Source organism: Leifsonia sp. GW821-FHT13C05 (assembly GCF_058806515.1).
On record NZ_JBXAPT010000006.1, the window covers coordinates 209,610 to 225,550 of the forward strand.

Consider the following 15,941-nt stretch of genomic DNA (forward strand, 5'->3'; position numbering starts at 1 on the left):
CTTCGGGGACGACGACGGCTCAGGCTGCGGCGCAGGCTGCGGCGAACCCGACGGCGTCGACGGATGCGTCGGCGGATGTGACGACGAATGGTAATGCTGTTTCGCAGGTTGCGGCTCAGGCTGCGGCGAACAGTGTTGGTGATGATGACACTGCTGCGGACACGTCTGCTGATGGGGACGTGTCGGGTGGTTCTGCTGCGCAGGCTGCGGCGATCGCGACGGCGTCGACGGATGCGTCGGTGGTTGGTTCTGGTTCGGGTGCGAACGCGAACGTGAATGAGAACGCGTCGGCTTCTGCTGCGGCGTCGGCGGATGCGGATCCTGCTGCGGAGGCTGCGGCGTTCGCGAATGCGGATTCGGTGGCTTCGGCTCCGGGGACGACGACGGCTCAGGCTGCGGCGCAGGCTGCGGCGAACCCGACGGCGTCGACGGATGCGTCGGCGGATGTGTCGACGGACGCGAATGCGGGTTCGCAGGCTGCGGCTGAGGCTGCTGCTGATGTGAGCACGGTTGCTGGTGAGAACGCGTCGGCGTCTGCTGCGGCGACCGCGAACAACACGGCTGCTGCTCAGGCTGCTGCGCTCACGGATGCGTCGGCGGATGTTGCTGGCGCGACGGCGAACGCGAACACGAACGAGAATGCGAACGCGAACGCGAACGACGAGTCGAGCAAGGAGGGTACGGCCACCACGATTGCGTCGGTGACCGGTAGCGCGAATGCCGAGGTCTCCACTGCTGGTGGGTCCAACGCGAATGCTGGCACGAACGGAACCAGCACCAGCACCAGCAATGGCACCACCACAGGGTCCGGTAACGGCAAGCTTGCCAGCACCGGTTCTGACACCAATGGTTGGCTCGTCGGCGGAGGCATCACCGGTCTCCTCCTCGGGCTTGGAGCGTTCCTGTTCGGACGCCGTCGTAAGGCGGAGGACGAGAACGGAAGCACCACCATCAGCTAGTCGACAGGCTGGCTGAACCGCCACACGCGGTAAACCTACAGGCGGGGCCCGGACGTACATGTCCGGGCCCCGCCCACGTTAATGAAACCCTCCTCGCCACTCGTCACTCAATGACACGGCAACTCTGCGCTCAGGGCCAGCCAGCGAGTACCACACCGCGCGGCCGAAACGCGAGACACCGCGACGCAGAACAGGGCGATCGCGCCCCGTGGCTGATACCAGATCGTCGCGATCGCCGGAGGTGAAGCCGATGCCGGTTGTACGCCCTGGACTCGCTGCCGAGATCCCCTTGACCGCTGCCGCGTCCGGCGCGCTAGCGTTGCGCCATGAGAATCCTGCTCGTGGGCGCCGGCGGTGTCGGCGACGCCATCGCGAAGATCGCGGCGCGTCGCACCTTTTTCGAGACCATCGTGGTCAGCGACTACGACGTCGGCCGGGCGGAGCGGACCATCGACTGGATTCGCGGACGGCACGGCAATGAGGTGGCGTCGCGGTTCGTCGCCGCCGCCATCGACGCGTCCGACCCGGATGCGGTCGCGGCGGTCGCCACCGAGCATCGCGCCACCCATGTGATGAACGCGGTCGAGCCCAAGTTCGTGCCGACGATCTTCGCCGGTGCCCTCGCAGCCGGTGCAGACTACCTGGACATGGCGATGAGCCTGTCGGAGCCGCATCCCACCGACCCGTATGCGAAGACCGGGGTGAAGCTCGGAGACGACCAGTTCGCGCAGCGCGGAGACTGGGAGTCGGCTGGCCGGCTGGCCCTCGTCGGCATGGGCGTGGAGCCCGGCCTGAGCGACGTGTTCGCCCGGTACGCCGCCGACACGCTGTTCTCCCACATCGAGGAGCTCGGCACGCGCGACGGAGCCAACCTGGTCGTGCGCGACAGCGACGGCGTCGAGATCTTCGCGCCGTCGTTCAGCATCTGGACGACCATCGAGGAGTGCCTCAACCCTCCGGTGATCTTCGAGAAGGACGCCGGCTGGTTCACGACGCCGCCGTTCAGCGAGCCGGAGGTGTTCGATTTCCCGGAAGGGATCGGTCCCGTCGAGTGCGTCAACGTTGAGCACGAGGAAGTGCTGCTGATGCCGCGCTGGATCGACGCGGAGCGGGTGACGTTCAAGTACGGGCTGGGGGAGGAGTTCATCGGCATCCTGCGCACGCTGCATCAGCTCGGGCTGGACTCGACGACGCCCATCCGGGTGCGCAGCCAGAACGGTCCGGTGGAGGTGGCACCGCGGGATGTGGTCGCCGCCGCCCTGCCGGACCCCGCCACGATCGGGCCGCTCATGACGGGAAAGACCTGCGCGGGCGTGTGGGTGAAAGGCACGGGCGTGGAAGGGAATCCGCGCGAGGTGTACCTGTACCACGTGAGCGACAACGAGTGGACGATGGCCGAGTACGAGTCGCAGTGCGTGGTGTGGCAGACGGCGATGAACCCGGTGATCGCGCTGGAGCTGCTCGCGACCGGCGCGTGGTCGGGCACGGGTGTGCTCGGGCCGGAGGCGTTCGATGCCGCGCCGTTCCTGGAGCTCATGGCGCGTCCCGTTGCGGAGGGCGGGTACGGCCAGCCGTGGGGGCTCAGGGAGCAGTGACCCGCGCCCGCCGCCGAAGGGTTCGAGCCGGGAGTTGTGGCCGCCTTCGCCCGGTGTGTCGCGTGCACAGGTCCCGGCTCGATTGGGGCGGGCGTGAGATGGATTGGTGCGGGCGTGGGATGGGGACCATAGAGTGAGCGCATGAGTGACGCCGATGCACTTGCCACAGCCCAGGCCGACGCGAAAGCCGCAGCGGAGAACGCCGCGCGACTGCAGGCGGAGGCGACGGAGGCACTGAAACGGGCCCAGGATGCGGCGGCCGCCGCGCAGGCGCAGGCCGAGGCCGCGCAGGCGGAGGCGGAGGCGGCGCAGGCGCGCGCGGAAGCGTCGCAGACGGCGGCTGCTGCGTCGGACGCCGCAACGGCGGCCAGTGCGGCGGCGACGGAGGTGGCGCCGCCGGCACCTGCCGCGCCTGCGCCCGCTGCAACGGCACCTGCCGCGCCTCCGCCCGCTACGTCGGCTCCTGCCGCGCCAGCGCCTGCCGCGGCGCCCGCATCCACCCCACCAACTCCCACCACCCCTACCCCGCTCACCGACGCCGAGGTGGACGCGGTCCGCGCCGGCTACGCGTTCACGGGCGCCGCGCTCGAGATGGGGGCGCTGGTCAACGGGGACGCGCGCGCGGATGTGCCCGTGCGCATCCCGTTGGCGATGACGAACAGGCACGGGCTGGTGGCCGGAGCCACCGGCACTGGCAAGACCAAGACGCTGCAGGTGCTCGCCGAGCAGCTGGCGGCGAACGGCGTTCCCGTGTTCGCGGCCGACATCAAGGGCGACCTGTCCGGGATCGCCGTGGCGGGCGAGGCGAACGACAAGCTGCTCGACCGCACCAAGGGCATCGGCCAGGACTGGACGCCGCGCGCCACCACCACCGAGTTCTTCTCGCTCGGCGGCACCGGCAAGGGCATACCGATCCGGGCGACCGTCGCCGGGTTCGGGCCGCTGCTGCTGTCGAAAGTGCTCGGGCTGAACGACACGCAGGAGTCCAGTCTCGGGCTCGTGTTCCACTATGCGGACAAGGCCGGGCTGCCGCTGCTCGACCTCAGCGACCTGCGCGCCGTCCTCACCTTCCTCAACAGTGCGGACGGCAAAGCGGAGCTCGCCGACCTCGGCGGGCTGTCCAGCGCGACCGTCGGCGTGATCCTGCGGGAACTGATCGCGTTCGCCGACCAGGGCGCAGACGCGTTCTTCGGCGAGCCGGAGATCGACACCGCCGAGTTCCTGAAGCTCGCCCCCGACGGCACCGGGGTGGTCAGCCTGCTGGAGGTTCCCGGCGTCCAGGACAAGCCTGCGCTGTTCTCCACGTTCCTGATGTGGCTGCTCGCCGACCTGTTCAACGACCTGCCGGAGGTGGGGGACCTCGACAAGCCGAAGCTGGTGTTCTTCTTCGACGAGGCGCACCTGCTGTTCAAGGACGCGTCGAAGGACTTCCTGGCTTCCATCACGCAGACCGTGCGGCTCATCCGGTCGAAGGGCGTCGGCATCTTCTTCGTCACCCAGACCCCGAAGGACGTCCCGTCCGACGTGCTCGCGCAGCTCGGGTCCCGCGTGCAGCACCAGTTGCGCGCCTTCACACCGGATGACGCGAAGGCGCTCAAGGCGACCGTCTCGACCTACCCGAAGTCGGGCTACGACCTCGCCGAGGTGCTGCAGCAGCTCGGCACCGGCGAGGCGATCGTCACGGTGATGGGCGAGAAGGGCGCCCCGACCCCGGTCGCGTGGACGCGGCTGCGCGCACCGCAGGGCTCCATGTCGCCCGCTCCGGAGGCGCAGCTCGACGCGACCATCGCAGCATCCCCGCTGCTCGCGAAATACGGCACGGCCATCGACCGCGACTCCGCCCGCGAAATGCTCACCCGCAAACTGGATGCGGCTGCCGCGGCCGCCGAGGAGCAGGAGCGCGTCCTCGAGCAGGCGAAGGCTGCCGTGGAGGCGCAGAAGGCCGCAGACAAGGCGGCGGCGGCGCAGGCCAAAGCGCAGAAGGCCGCGGACGCCGAATACGACAGGCTGCTGAAATCGACCGGCCCCACCTCCCGGGGACGGCGCACGAGCTCGAATCCGCAGCCCAACATCCTGGAGCAGGTGCTCGGCTCGAAGGCGACGGCGTCCATCCTCACCGGGGTGGTGGAGGGGATCTTCGGCACGCGCAAGCGGCGCTGACGGCGGGCGGGGGAAGGCGGCGAGATGGCGGCGGCCGGAGTGCGCGGCCGCCGGGTCGATCAGCCGAGCCCGATCCCGGTCGCGCCCGCGTCCGGGGTGGCCTCCGGCAGCAACCCCCGCGCCAGCCGCGCCACCTGCAGCGTGTGGCCGGGGTCTCCGCCGCTGCGCTCCGTCCAGCAGGACGAGAGCGCGGCCCACGCGAACGCCCAGCGCAGCATCCGGCCGGGCTCGACGCCCGCCGCCGCGCTGATCACGCTGAGCTGGCGCTCGAAGCGGCCGGGCGCGGTGGCGAGGCGCGCATCCGGGTTGCACAGGATATTGGCGTAGTCGAAACCGGGGTCGCCGACGACATGCTTGGGGTCGATCGCAAGCCAGCCGTCCCCGCCGTCCCCCTCCCCGCCGAAGTCGAGCACGTTGCCGTGGTGCAGGTCGCCGTGCAGCACCACGTCGGCGACCGGATGCGCGATCAGTTCACGTGCGATGGATGCGGCGTGCGCGTACAGCCCGTCGTGCGCATCCGGATGCTCGGCCGCCTCCGCGAAGAGCTCGCGGAACCACGTCGTCAGCCCGACCAGCCCGTCCGGTCGCGGACGGTCGTCGACGGCGTGCAGCCGCTCGGCCGTGCCGCACAGAATGCGCGTGGCCGCGTCGTCCCCGTCCGGCCCGGATGCGGCGATGGTCGCCAGGTCGCGGTCACCTGTCGCGCGTTCGATCAGGATGGCGTCGCCCTCTGCCTCGTACACCGGGGCGGCGCCGCGACCGTCCCACCAGGCGAGCAGGCGGGATCCCGCGACCTCCTCCTCGACCGTCGCCAGCTTGAGGAACGCGGGGCGGCCGCGCCACTCCACCGGCTGCAGCACGCTCGAGGGGGTGACGAACGCGTCGCCGGAGGGGGTGAGCCTCCAGCGGTCGCGCCAGGGAGCGAGGATGCTGTCCGGCGTCATCGGCCGCGCCCCGCGTCGGCCGCGTATGCGCCGGGCGTGGTGCCCACGACCGCTTTGAACTCGCGTCCGAAGTGCGCCTGGTCGGCGTAGCCGAGCTCGGCGGCGAGGTCCGCGAGCAGCGGAGGCGCGGGGGAGCGCAGGGCGGCGGCGGCCTCCTGGAGCCGGTAGCGCTGGATGAGCCACTTCGGTCCGAACCCGATGTGCCCGGCGACCAGGCGTTGCAGGTGACGGACGCCGAGCCCGAACCGCTCGGCGAGCTGCTCCACCCTGGTGATGGTCCTGTCCGCCTCCACCGCCTCCACGATCGCGTCGACCAGCCGCGCCCCCGCACCGGGAGGAGGCAACGTGCCGAGCCAGGCCTCGATCGCATCGACGGCGCCGCTATCGTCGCCCGCCCGCATGGCGTCCCGGATGCGCGCGGTCACCGCATCCACCCCCGGCAGCAGGAGTGCGTGGTGCTGGAATCCGGCGGGCGGGCCATCGGCGAGCGGCACGGTGGACGGCAACGTCCGCACGCTCGTGCCGGAGAGCCCGCGCGCCACACCGGGCCGCAGCATCGCGCCGAACGCCCAGCCGTGACCGCTGAGTGTCTTCACGCTGAGCCCGCGCCTGGCGCGGTGCAGAGCGACCTCCTCGTCCTCGACGACGAGGTTGGCCGTCGGATATTCGAGCACCTGCTGCCGCAGCAACGTGCCGTCGGCGAGCTGCCAGCGGGGGAGCCAGTAGTGGCGGACGAACGCCGCGGCGTCGTCGCCCGGCCACAGCCGTTCGATGCTCACCGGCGCCGCCCCGTTCTCGTTCAGGTGCCCGCGGCTGACCGGCGGTGCGCCGAGCCCGGTGCGGGCGTCGACGGCGGGTACGGCAGCGGCGGAGGTGCTCACACTGACATACTTTCACGGTGAGCTCGATCCGTCCCTACCAGCCCGGCGACCGCGACGACGTGTACACGGTGTGCATCAAAACGGGGGCGAGCGGCGGGGACGCCACGGGGACGTACACGGACGACGACCTCATCCCGGATGTCTTCGCCGGTCCGTACGTGACGTACCAGCCCGACCTCGCGTTCGTCGTCGACACCGGTGACCACGTGGCCGGGTACGTGATCGCCGTCGCGGACAGTGCGGCGTTCGTCGACTGGTACTCGCGCGAGTGGATGCCGGCGTTCGCGGAGAAGTACCCGGTCGAGAGCGCCCGCGACGACAGGGAGCGCGAGGCGATCGGCTTCGGCCTCGACGTGCACGGGATGCTCGTGCCGGAACTCGCCGAATACCCGGCCCACCTGCACATCGACCTCCTGCCCGAACTGCAGGGGCAGGGCTTCGGGCGCGCGCTCATCCGCACGCTACTGGCCGCCCTCCGCGAGCGCGGGGTGCCCGGCGTCTACCTGAAGATGTCGCCGACGAACCACGGCGCCCGGGCGTTCTACGAGCGGCTCGGATTCCACGAGCTGCCGTCGAGCAGGCCGGACGGACCGGTGTACGGCATCTCGACGTCCGCCGAGGTCTGAGGCTCAGCGCCCGAAGCGCGGCAGCCGCTCGAACCAGTACAACAGGCCGGGCGATGCGCGGCGCAACTCCGCCAGCGTCATCGAGTCCTCGCGCCGGGTGACGGGCACGTCGAGCTCCTCCGCCACGCGCTCCATGTCTTCGAGCGCCCAGAACTGCCCGCGCATCCTGATCAGCAGTTTGCCGTCCGTGCCGGTGACGAACAGCTGCGGCTGCGTGTCGAGCGTGCTGCCCTCGTACAGGTTGACCATGATGACGGAGCCGACGCTGCCGGGACGCACATCCACTGTCCTGCCGAAGAAGCCGCGCTCCCGCACGAAATCGTGACCCACCTGGATGGTCGTGCTGAAGAAGGCAAGCACGGCGACCGTCGTTCCGCCGATCACCACGATGTGGATGCCGAGCACGAGCGGCCAGACGCCGTCCGGGATGGTCAGCCAGTAGAGGACGGCGAAAACCGGGGTGGTCAGAGCCAGGATGGCGATGATTCCGCGTGCGAAAAGGTGGGCGTGCGGACGCAGCACAACTGCCTCCTGCGTCACGCCCGTCTCCTGTCTCAGCTCACGCCGACCCTCCATACTTCGAGGATCGCCTACCTGGAGGCGTCCCGGTAGCGGCATTTTGGGGGACACGGACGTCCGGTTTTCGGCGTATGGCGCCCATCCGGAGCTGTCCGGGTCGCACGCGGGGGCGTTTGCTACACTGCCCGTGTGTCCACCTCGCTCATCCCCGTGCTGCCCTCCGGGCGTCAGGAGGCCGTCGGCGTTCTGAACGCCGGCGTGAGATAGCGTCGCCGTCCCCTGCCTTCCACCTCGCGCATCCAGCGAGGGATGCGGGGCTCGATCGTGCGCGCCCGTCGCGGCGCCGGTCGTCCCGTGCAGACATCGACGCGCATCCGGGCTTGCCGGCCCGTGCGACCTCAGCGGCCATCGCCGCCATTTCCGATTGGTGACACTTCCATGCTTCCCCTGACCGAGCAACAGCTCCGTTCGTCCTTCGTCAACGCCTCCCGCAAAGAGGTCAGCGACCTGACCCTGCCCGCCGACTTCCAGACCATCGACTGGAACACGCTCGACTATCTCGGCTGGCGCGACCGCAAACAGCCGAAACGCGCATACGCGGTCGTCATCCTCGACGACGCCCCCGTCGGCCTGCTCCTCCGACAGGCGGAGGCGTCAGCGCTCAGCCGCCCCCAGTGCTCCTGGTGCCAGGACGTCAACCTGACCAACGATGTCTCGTTCTTCAGCGCCAAGCGCGCAGGCCAGGCCGGCAAGAACGGCGACACGGTCGGAACGCTCGTCTGCACCGACTTCGGCTGCTCGGCCAACGTCCGCAAGCGCCCGCCCCTCGCCTACGTCGGCTTCGACGTGGAGGCGGCCAGGCAGGAACGCATGGCGAGCCTGCGCGAGCGCGCGGCCAGCTTCGCGGTGTCGGTGCTGCACGGGACCGGCGGCGGGGGCGGCGGGCGGTGAGGTGACGGGTGGGCGGTGACGGGAGGGCTGTGACCAGCCCGCCCGCTCACCCCCTCCGCAGCACCTCCGGCGGCAGCCACGTCGCATCCAGAATGGGCTCTTTCGGCCAGTATGCGCGGATGTACAGGGAGAACGGGGCTTCCGGGGCGGGAAGCCAGTTCGATTCCGGTGCGTCCGTGGGCGGCTGGTGTCCGACGTACAGGGTGAGGCTGCCGTCGTCGCCGTAGTGCAGGCCGGGGTTCTTGGTGCCGAGGGAGTATCGGTCCTGCTCGTTCTCGTAGTAGAAGTGGTGCTCGTTGTAGAGGGTGAGCGACCAGAAGCCGTCGACAGGGGGAAGCTCGCCCGCCGCGAAGGTCACCTCGTAGCTGCCGTCGCTGCCGTTCAGCTGGCGGCCGCTCGAGTCGGTGTCCGTGAAGATGTACTTCGTCTCCTGCGGGGTGTTCTCGAACATGTTCGAGCGGGCGATCGCTGCGCGGGTGACGTAGTCGGTGCCGAACGCCGAGTTGTTCTTCGCGGAGTACCAGCCGTTGCCGGCTTCCGGCCCGTTGTGCTCCCAGCGCAGCAGCGGGGTGATGATCTCGCGCTCCGCCTCGGCGGCCACGTCCAGCAGCGCTCGCTTCAGGTCGGGGTCGCTGTCGGCCGCATCCAGGATCGCGGTGAACTGCTGGTAGAGCGCCTCCTCGCCCGGCAGCGGAGGAACCATGCCGAGCACCTCCCGCAACTGGTCGAAGAAGCGGTCAGGCTCGACCCAGTGGATCTCATCTGCGCCGATCTCGGGCATCGGGAAACTCGGGAGGTGCTCCCAGTCGTACGGATGCGCCGTGCCGTCGAACTCGTCGAGCGGGTAGATGTTGATCTGCGTGATCAGCTCGATCACGGCCGCGCGGTCTTCCGGGGTGTCCTCGATGAACACGCGCGGACAGAACGCGACCAGCGCGGTCGAGGACCGGAACACACCGGCGATCCCGTCGGGGAGGTCGCCGTCCCAGTCCGGGCCGACCAGTGCGTAGAAGCCGGCCTTCGTGCCGTACTGCTTCCCCAGCTGCGCGAAGGAGTCCGTGCGCTGGTCCCACGCGGCGGACACCCAGAACCGGTCGCCGAAGTCCGGCAGCTGCACGATGACGGGCGTCACATCCAGGTCGCCGAAGCCGATCCCGTACAGCACATCTTGGTTGGTGCAGGCGATGAAGCGTTGCCCCGCCGGGATGTAGTCGGTGAGCATGCAGACCCGGTTCAGCGGAGCGTTCGGCAGCACCCCGCCACGCAGGCCGGGCTCGGGCACGGACGTGATCGCAGCGCGCCGATTGATCATCGAGACCATCGGCCAGCCCCACACATACGCCATCCGGCCGACGGCGCGCACGTACGCCTCGGTCAACCTCGTGTTCGGTGTCGGTCCGGTGACGTTCTCGGTCATGTTCCGCTCCCTGCTCGTGGTGCGGCCCATCGAACCATTGACGCCGAGGAGCTGTCTAGCCCCGTTCTGCGACGTGGATGCTCAGCGTTCGACCGTCATCCGCCTCCCGACGGCGGGCGTCACTGCCCGGTCGAACGCAGGGTGTCGGACGGCCGTTCGGAGAACGCGGCGGCGTATGCGGCGGCGAAGCGTCCCAGGTGGACGAAGCCCCAGCGTGTGGCCACCTCCGTCACGCTGACCGTGCCGGGCGGGGCCGCCATCAGTTCCTCGCGCACCTTCTCCAGCCGGAGGCGGCGGAGGTAGGCCATCGGCGTGGTGTCGAGCGAGCGGCGGAAGCCCTCGTGCATGCTGCGCACGCTGAGTGAGACGGCCGACGCCAGTTCCGACACCGTCCAGGGATGCGCGGGGCTGCTGCGCAGGAGCTCGACGGCCCGAGACACCGGCCGGGCGCCGGGGTCTGGGGCGGATCCCGTCAGCTGGGCCGAATGGCTGTGCGGCTGGGCGAAGAGCAGGTTGTTCATCAGGAGCTGTTCGAGGCGCTGGAGCGTGAGCGGATGGGAGAGGGGTCCTCCTGGCTGCTCGGAGACGGCGTCGATGAGGCGGAGGGTCTGGAGCATCGCGCGGCCGCCCGGGGCCATCAGGTCCAGCTCGCCCGTGAATTCGAGCGGTCGCGTCAGACGCTGGTCGAGCATGCTCTCAAGTTCGAGCTGGAGGTGTTCCCTGGGGATCATCACGGAGACCTGCGCGAAGCCGGCGTCGCAGTCGAGGTCGACGGGCCTCCCCGGCATGAACACTCCCGCGGTGCGCTGCGTTCCGTAGATCGGCGATCCGAACGCCGCGCGCATCGTCGCGCGCCCCGCCGTCGGGATGTCGACGTGGAAGTTCATGGCCTCTGCCGTCTCGATCCGCACAGCGTCCTCGAACTGCATGTACCCGACGGTGACCCGGCCGACGGTGAGGGCGTTCAGGTCCAGCGCGACGCTCGTCGATGCCCGCGCCGTCGGGAAGTCGACCGGCAGGAAGACCTCGGTGAGTGCTTCGCGCGCCTGGTCGATCCCGCGGCACGACACGATGCGTCGGCTGCGGAACATCTCGGCCGAGTTCGCTTGCATCCCGTGATTGTAAGCACGGCCGTCGACGGGCTCATGACGAGCCGCACAAAACGGACACAGATCCGCGCTGGGCGGATATCGACCCGCTCGAATCGCCGCATACCGTGAATTCCGTCGCAGCTCCCCGGCGCGGCACCTGCACGGTGGCCTTCTCCTTCGGGTGGGGAAGGCCGCCGTGCCTCCTCCGCTGTGCTCCGCGTGCACTGCCGACGGAACACCCAGGAGACGGCAATGGAACTTCGCGAACGATGAACGAGTCGAACGCACGGACGAGACCCCGGTGGTGCTCGCGCTGCGGAGCCCGCGCCCGGGTCATCCAGAACCCGTACTACGGGGTCGGCCTCGCCGTCCACCGCTACCTGACCGGATGCACGCGCTGCGGTTTCGTCGAGTTCCTCCCGACCGCGCATGCGCCGCGCCCCGAGAGCCAGCCGATCGTGTCGGCCGCGGACACCTCGCGCGGGGCGCGGCTGCGCGGGGCCGTCCGAGGGTGGGTCGCGAAGAGCCGGTTCTCGCTGTTCCTCGTCGGTGCCCTCCTCGCGGTCACCACGGGTGTTGCGGCACTCGCCGTCACGCGATAGAGCCTGCTCTGTGAGTGCGCTCACTCAATTTGCGATCTGATTCCTCGGCTGTCGACTGCTGCATCAATGGCGCCTCTTCTGTGTCAGAAAATCGTAAATCATCGGCTGTTTTACTGGAAATCCAGACAGCATTGTCTACCGCATCCGGGCGGGGCTTGAGTGGTATTCGCGCTGAAAACAAACATTTGACAGCGTTTGATAGTGCGCTAACATGACCACACGCACCCCAAACAACGAAGGAGTTGGACGTGACTGAGCCGTACACAGTCGTAGCGCTCTCGCCGCTGCAGATCCCGATCGTCGAGCCGGAAGACGCGCTGAAGAACACCAAGCGCATCATCGGCTTCATGAAGACCGCGGTCGGCGTGGCAGCGACAGAGGGCCACCCGGTGAAGCTGGTCGTCATCCCCGAGATGGCGATCCAGGGAATGCACATGGCATTCACCGCAGGCAACCGCGAGGCGGAGAAGAAGTTCGCCCGCACCATCCCCGGTCCGGAGACCGACGAGCTGGGCAAGGCCGCTCGTGAGCTGAACACCTACATCGCCGGCGAGCTGTACCTGGTCGCCGACGACGACTTCCCTGACCGCTACTTCAACTGCGCGTTCATGATCGACCCGAACGGCGATGTGATCTACCGCCGTGCCAAGGCGACCAGCGACGGCTTCGAGGGCGGGACCCTCGGCACCACCAACCCGCACGACCTGTGGGACGAGTGGATCCAGAAGAAGGGCGACGGCAATGTGATGGACGCCATCTACCCGGTCGCCAAGACGCCGGACATCGGCAACATCGGCTACGTGATCTGCCACGAGGGCGCATACCCCGAGATCGCCCGCGGCCTCGCGATGAACGGCGCGGAGGTCATCATCCGCGCGACGCTCATCGAGCCGCAGACCTCGCAGGGGATGTGGGAGGTGCAGAACAAGGCGCACGCGCTGTTCAACAACGCGATCGTCGTCGCACCGAACCTCGGCCCGGAGCTCGGCCCGGACGGCGTCATCAACGACCTCTTCGGCGGCCGCTCGATGATCGTCAACCAGCGAGGCAAGATCATCACCGAGACGCCAGGCGTCACGGCGGGCGACACCTTCGTCAGCACGACGATCGACATCGACGCCCTGCGTCGCGACCGTCAGGCGAACGGCGTGTTCAACGGTTTCAAGGATCTGCGCACCGAGCAGTACGCCGCGATCTACGAGAAGCCGATCTACCCGAAGAACCAGTACCTCGACGCCCCTCCCGGCGAAGGATGGCTGGCCCGCGAGCGCGAGACCCGCGCCCGCAACATCAAGCTGCTCGAAGAGCGAGGCGTCTTCACCCCTCTCGACTGAGCCAGAACGTGCGAGCGGCGGCCCTCCGACCGTCGGTCCCCTCGGGACGATGCGCCGCCGCTCGCACCCCCCAGCTGTACCTAGCACCGATCACCTCACAAGGAAGTGGAACCATGATCAGTCCCAGCAGCACCACGAGAAACACCCGCAGCCGTACCCGAACCATCCTCACCGTCGCCGGCGTCGTCGCGGCCACCGCTCTCGTCTTGAGCGGATGCGCGCGAGGCGGAACAGACGGAGCAGCAGCCAGCGACGCGGACAAGAAGACCGGCAAGGGCCTGGTCATCGGCTGGAGCCAGCGCGGCATCAGCGGCAGCGACTGGTGGAAGACCCTCGTCGAGGGCGGCCAGGCCGAAGCCAAGAAACTCGGGGCGACCATCCAGTTGCTCGACGCGAACGGAGACACCGTCCGCCAGAACGCCGACGTGCAGACGCTCATCACCAAGAACGTCGACGTGGTGATCATGAACCCCAACGACCCGATCGGCGTCGGAGCCTCTGTCGCGGCGCTCCAGAACGCCAAGGTGCCGCTGGTCACCGTCAACTCGAACCTCGACCCGTCGCTGGTCAAGGACATGTACTGCTACGTCGCGGAAGACCAGGGATACACCGGCTCGCTCGCCGGCGAGGTCGCCGCGAAGAAGGCCGTCGAGAAGTTCGGCACGACGGGCGAGATCAAAGTCGTCGGCATCGGCGGCTTCCCGGGCGATGTGCTCAGCGACCTGCGGTTCAACGGATTCATGAAGGGCTACGAGAAGGTCATGAAGGCCTACCCGGGCATCACGACCAAGAAGCTCGAGACGAAGTACGGCGAGTGGAAGCCGGACAAGGCCCTCGCGCCCATCCGGGACGTCGCGACGGCGAACCCCGACCTCAAGATCGTCTACAGCATGAGCGACGTGATGGAGGGCGGCATCGAGCAGGGTCTCCAGCAGGCCGGGATCTGGGGCGACGGCGTGATCGTCGCCGGATACGACGGCGGAATGAACGTCGTGAAGGAGATGGTCGACAACCCGACGGGGCCTCTGCAGGCCACCGCATCCAACCAGCCGTGGGACCAGGGCGTCGCCGCGGTGAAGATGGCTGTCGCCGCATACAACGACGACAAGACGGCGTGCCCGAAGAAGGAGGTCTTCATCAAGACCACCGTCGTCACGCCCGAGAACGCCAAGGACTACTACAAGCCGCAAGACACGTACGTGCGGGCGAACGACTAAGCGCCAGCGGGTACGACCAGGAGTCGCTGCGCCCGATGTCATCGGTTCGGGCGCAGCGACCGCTGGGAAACAGACAAGTCACGAAGAAGTGCGGAGAACTTATGGACGAGCTGCAGCTCGAAGGCATCACCAAGGGCTACCTCGGTGTGCAGGCGCTCAAGGGGGTGAGCTTTTCGGTCAGGCGGGGGAGCATCCACGCCCTCGCCGGACAGAACGGTGCGGGGAAGTCGACGCTGGTCAAGATCCTCTCGGGGGCGGAGATTCCGGACGGCGGAACCATCAGGCTCGGCGGGGAGGTCGTGAAGTTCCGCGAGCCGACGGATGCGCAGGCGGCCGGGATCCACACCATCTACCAGGAGCTGAGCCTGGTGCCGTCGCTCTCGGTCGCCGAGAACATCTTCCTCGGCACGCTTCCCAATAAGGGGAGCGTCGTGAACTGGGCGCAGATGCAGGCCAAGTCCCGCGAGGCCCTGGCCCGCGTCGGCTTCGACCTCGACGTGACGCAGCCGGTCTCGAGCTTCTCCGTGGCGGAGCAGCAGGCCGTCGAGCTGGCCAAGGCGCTGCACAAGGATGCGCGCGTGCTGCTGCTCGACGAGCCGACGTCCACTCTTCCCCTGCCCGACGTCGAGCGCCTGTTCACGGTGCTGCGCAAGCTCGCGGCCGAGGGCGTCACGCTCCTCTACATCTCGCACCGCATGGATGAGTTGTACAGCCTCTGCGACGCGGTGACCGTGCTGCGCGACGGCGTGACCGCGGCCGACCTGGCCACGGCGGACACCAAACCGGCCGACGTCGTGACGGCGATGGTCGGCAAGAGCCTGGAGGGCTCCATCGCCGACGCCGCCCTCCGCGGCGAACGCAGCCCGCGCCTCGGCGCCGGCCGCACGGACAGCATCCTGATGTCCGCCCGCGGGCTGGGGGAGGACGACCGGGTGTCCGGCATCGACTTCGACCTGTACCGGGGTGAGGTGCTCGGCATCTCCGGGCTGATCGGGTCCGGCCAGTCGGAGCTCGCCAGCCTGCTCGCCGGCGCCCGCAAGAGCACGGACGGGCACCTCACGATCGACGGCAAGCAGGTCACGTTCGCCTCGCCCCGCGACGCCATCCGGCTCGGCATCGGACTGCTCCCGCAGGACCGCAAGGCGCAGGGGTTCATCCCGGACATGGGGGTCGCGGGCAACATCACGCTGGCGAGCATGCCGATGTTCAGCAGGCTCTCCGTGATCGACGGCAAGCGCGAGAAGCGAACGGCGCAGGACATGGTGGCGAAGCTCGGGATGAAGGTCTCCAGCGTCAACCAGCCGATGAAGACCCTGAGCGGCGGGACGCAGCAGAAGGGCATCCTGGCCCGCTGGCTGGTGCGATCGTCCCGCCTGCTCATCTGCGACGAGCCGACCAGAGGCGTGGATGTCGGCGCCAAGGAGGACATGTACGAGCTGATCCGCGACTTCGCCCGCTCGGGCGGAACCGTGATCATCGCGAGCTCGGAGATCTCCGAGGCGATGATGTGCGACCGCGTGCTCGTGATGGCCAGAGGTCGCGTAGTCGCCGAACTCGACCACGACGAGATCGATCCCCAGGGTCAGACGATCCTCCAGCTCCTCGCCTGAGCCCCCGGCTCGCCCCCTGAATCAACTGACTGAAC

The 15,941-nt window shown here is 68.7% G+C and carries 14 protein-coding genes; 9 read left to right on the forward strand and 5 right to left on the reverse strand.

Features of this window, described 5'->3' with window-relative positions:
* From AC1ROC_RS16460 to AC1ROC_RS16470, 3 genes are all read left to right on the forward strand, one after another.
* A partial coding sequence (locus tag AC1ROC_RS16460; protein WP_493001473.1) for an LPXTG cell wall anchor domain-containing protein occupies nucleotides 1-959 on the forward strand: 959 nt, incomplete at its 5' end.
* A gap of 326 nt (nucleotides 960-1,285) precedes the next feature.
* The gene (locus AC1ROC_RS16465; RefSeq protein ID WP_493001475.1) at nucleotides 1,286-2,554 is read left to right on the forward strand and encodes a saccharopine dehydrogenase family protein; all 1,269 of its coding nucleotides are present in this window, start codon (nucleotides 1,286-1,288) and stop codon (nucleotides 2,552-2,554) included.
* A gap of 141 nt (nucleotides 2,555-2,695) precedes the next feature.
* On the forward strand, nucleotides 2,696-4,714 hold the full coding sequence (locus AC1ROC_RS16470) for a helicase HerA-like domain-containing protein (RefSeq protein WP_493001477.1): 2,019 nt from the start codon (nucleotides 2,696-2,698) through the stop codon (nucleotides 4,712-4,714).
* Between the two features lie 59 nt (nucleotides 4,715-4,773).
* On the opposite strand, the gene AC1ROC_RS16475 is transcribed toward AC1ROC_RS16470, so the two are convergent.
* Together AC1ROC_RS16475 and AC1ROC_RS16480 are read right to left on the reverse strand one after the other, a co-directional pair.
* Nucleotides 4,774-5,658: an aminoglycoside phosphotransferase family protein gene (locus tag AC1ROC_RS16475; protein ID WP_493001479.1), complete on the reverse strand. Its 885-nt coding sequence runs from the start codon at nucleotides 5,656-5,658 to the stop codon at nucleotides 4,774-4,776.
* Entirely contained in the window at nucleotides 5,655-6,539 is an 885-nt protein-coding gene (locus AC1ROC_RS16480; RefSeq protein WP_493001481.1) for a helix-turn-helix domain-containing protein, read from the reverse strand. Before AC1ROC_RS16480 ends, AC1ROC_RS16475 begins: the two co-directional genes overlap by 4 nt.
* A 17-nt stretch (nucleotides 6,540-6,556) precedes the next feature.
* Here AC1ROC_RS16480 and AC1ROC_RS16485 point away from each other — a divergent pair, with 17 nt between their 5' ends.
* Complete coding sequence (locus AC1ROC_RS16485; RefSeq protein ID WP_168688716.1) at nucleotides 6,557-7,165, forward strand: GNAT family N-acetyltransferase; 609 nt, start codon at nucleotides 6,557-6,559, stop codon at nucleotides 7,163-7,165.
* Between the two features lie 3 nt (nucleotides 7,166-7,168).
* Here AC1ROC_RS16485 and AC1ROC_RS16490 read toward each other — a convergent pair whose 3' ends face one another.
* Nucleotides 7,169-7,705, reverse strand: a complete 537-nt coding sequence (locus AC1ROC_RS16490) for a hypothetical protein (protein ID WP_256922120.1) — start codon at nucleotides 7,703-7,705, stop codon at nucleotides 7,169-7,171.
* A gap of 417 nt (nucleotides 7,706-8,122) precedes the next feature.
* Between AC1ROC_RS16490 and AC1ROC_RS16495 the strand changes: the two genes are divergently transcribed.
* Nucleotides 8,123-8,635: an FBP domain-containing protein gene (locus tag AC1ROC_RS16495; protein ID WP_434951775.1), complete on the forward strand. Its 513-nt coding sequence runs from the start codon at nucleotides 8,123-8,125 to the stop codon at nucleotides 8,633-8,635.
* A gap of 46 nt (nucleotides 8,636-8,681) precedes the next feature.
* Here AC1ROC_RS16495 and AC1ROC_RS16500 read toward each other — a convergent pair whose 3' ends face one another.
* Nucleotides 8,682-10,052: a DUF1254 domain-containing protein gene (locus AC1ROC_RS16500; protein WP_493001484.1), complete on the reverse strand. Its 1,371-nt coding sequence runs from the start codon at nucleotides 10,050-10,052 to the stop codon at nucleotides 8,682-8,684.
* A gap of 119 nt (nucleotides 10,053-10,171) precedes the next feature.
* Nucleotides 10,172-11,164, reverse strand: a complete 993-nt coding sequence (locus AC1ROC_RS16505) for an AraC family transcriptional regulator (RefSeq protein WP_493001486.1) — start codon at nucleotides 11,162-11,164, stop codon at nucleotides 10,172-10,174.
* Nucleotides 11,165-11,412: 248 nt separating this feature from the next.
* Here AC1ROC_RS16505 and AC1ROC_RS16510 point away from each other — a divergent pair, with 248 nt between their 5' ends.
* The 4 genes from AC1ROC_RS16510 (at nucleotide 11,413) to AC1ROC_RS16525 (ending at nucleotide 15,906) form a co-directional block, all read left to right on the forward strand.
* The gene (locus AC1ROC_RS16510; RefSeq protein WP_493001488.1) at nucleotides 11,413-11,745 is read left to right on the forward strand and encodes a hypothetical protein; all 333 of its coding nucleotides are present in this window, start codon (nucleotides 11,413-11,415) and stop codon (nucleotides 11,743-11,745) included.
* Nucleotides 11,746-11,993: 248 nt separating this feature from the next.
* Nucleotides 11,994-13,079 (forward strand): nitrilase-related carbon-nitrogen hydrolase, encoded by a 1,086-nt coding sequence (locus AC1ROC_RS16515; RefSeq protein WP_085371075.1) that lies wholly within the window; start codon nucleotides 11,994-11,996, stop codon nucleotides 13,077-13,079.
* Nucleotides 13,080-13,192: 113 nt separating this feature from the next.
* The gene (locus AC1ROC_RS16520) at nucleotides 13,193-14,296 is read left to right on the forward strand and encodes a sugar ABC transporter substrate-binding protein (protein ID WP_493001491.1); all 1,104 of its coding nucleotides are present in this window, start codon (nucleotides 13,193-13,195) and stop codon (nucleotides 14,294-14,296) included.
* Nucleotides 14,297-14,397: 101 nt separating this feature from the next.
* The gene (locus AC1ROC_RS16525) at nucleotides 14,398-15,906 is read left to right on the forward strand and encodes a sugar ABC transporter ATP-binding protein (RefSeq protein ID WP_085371073.1); all 1,509 of its coding nucleotides are present in this window, start codon (nucleotides 14,398-14,400) and stop codon (nucleotides 15,904-15,906) included.
* Nucleotides 15,907-15,941: the final 35 nt, after the last annotated feature.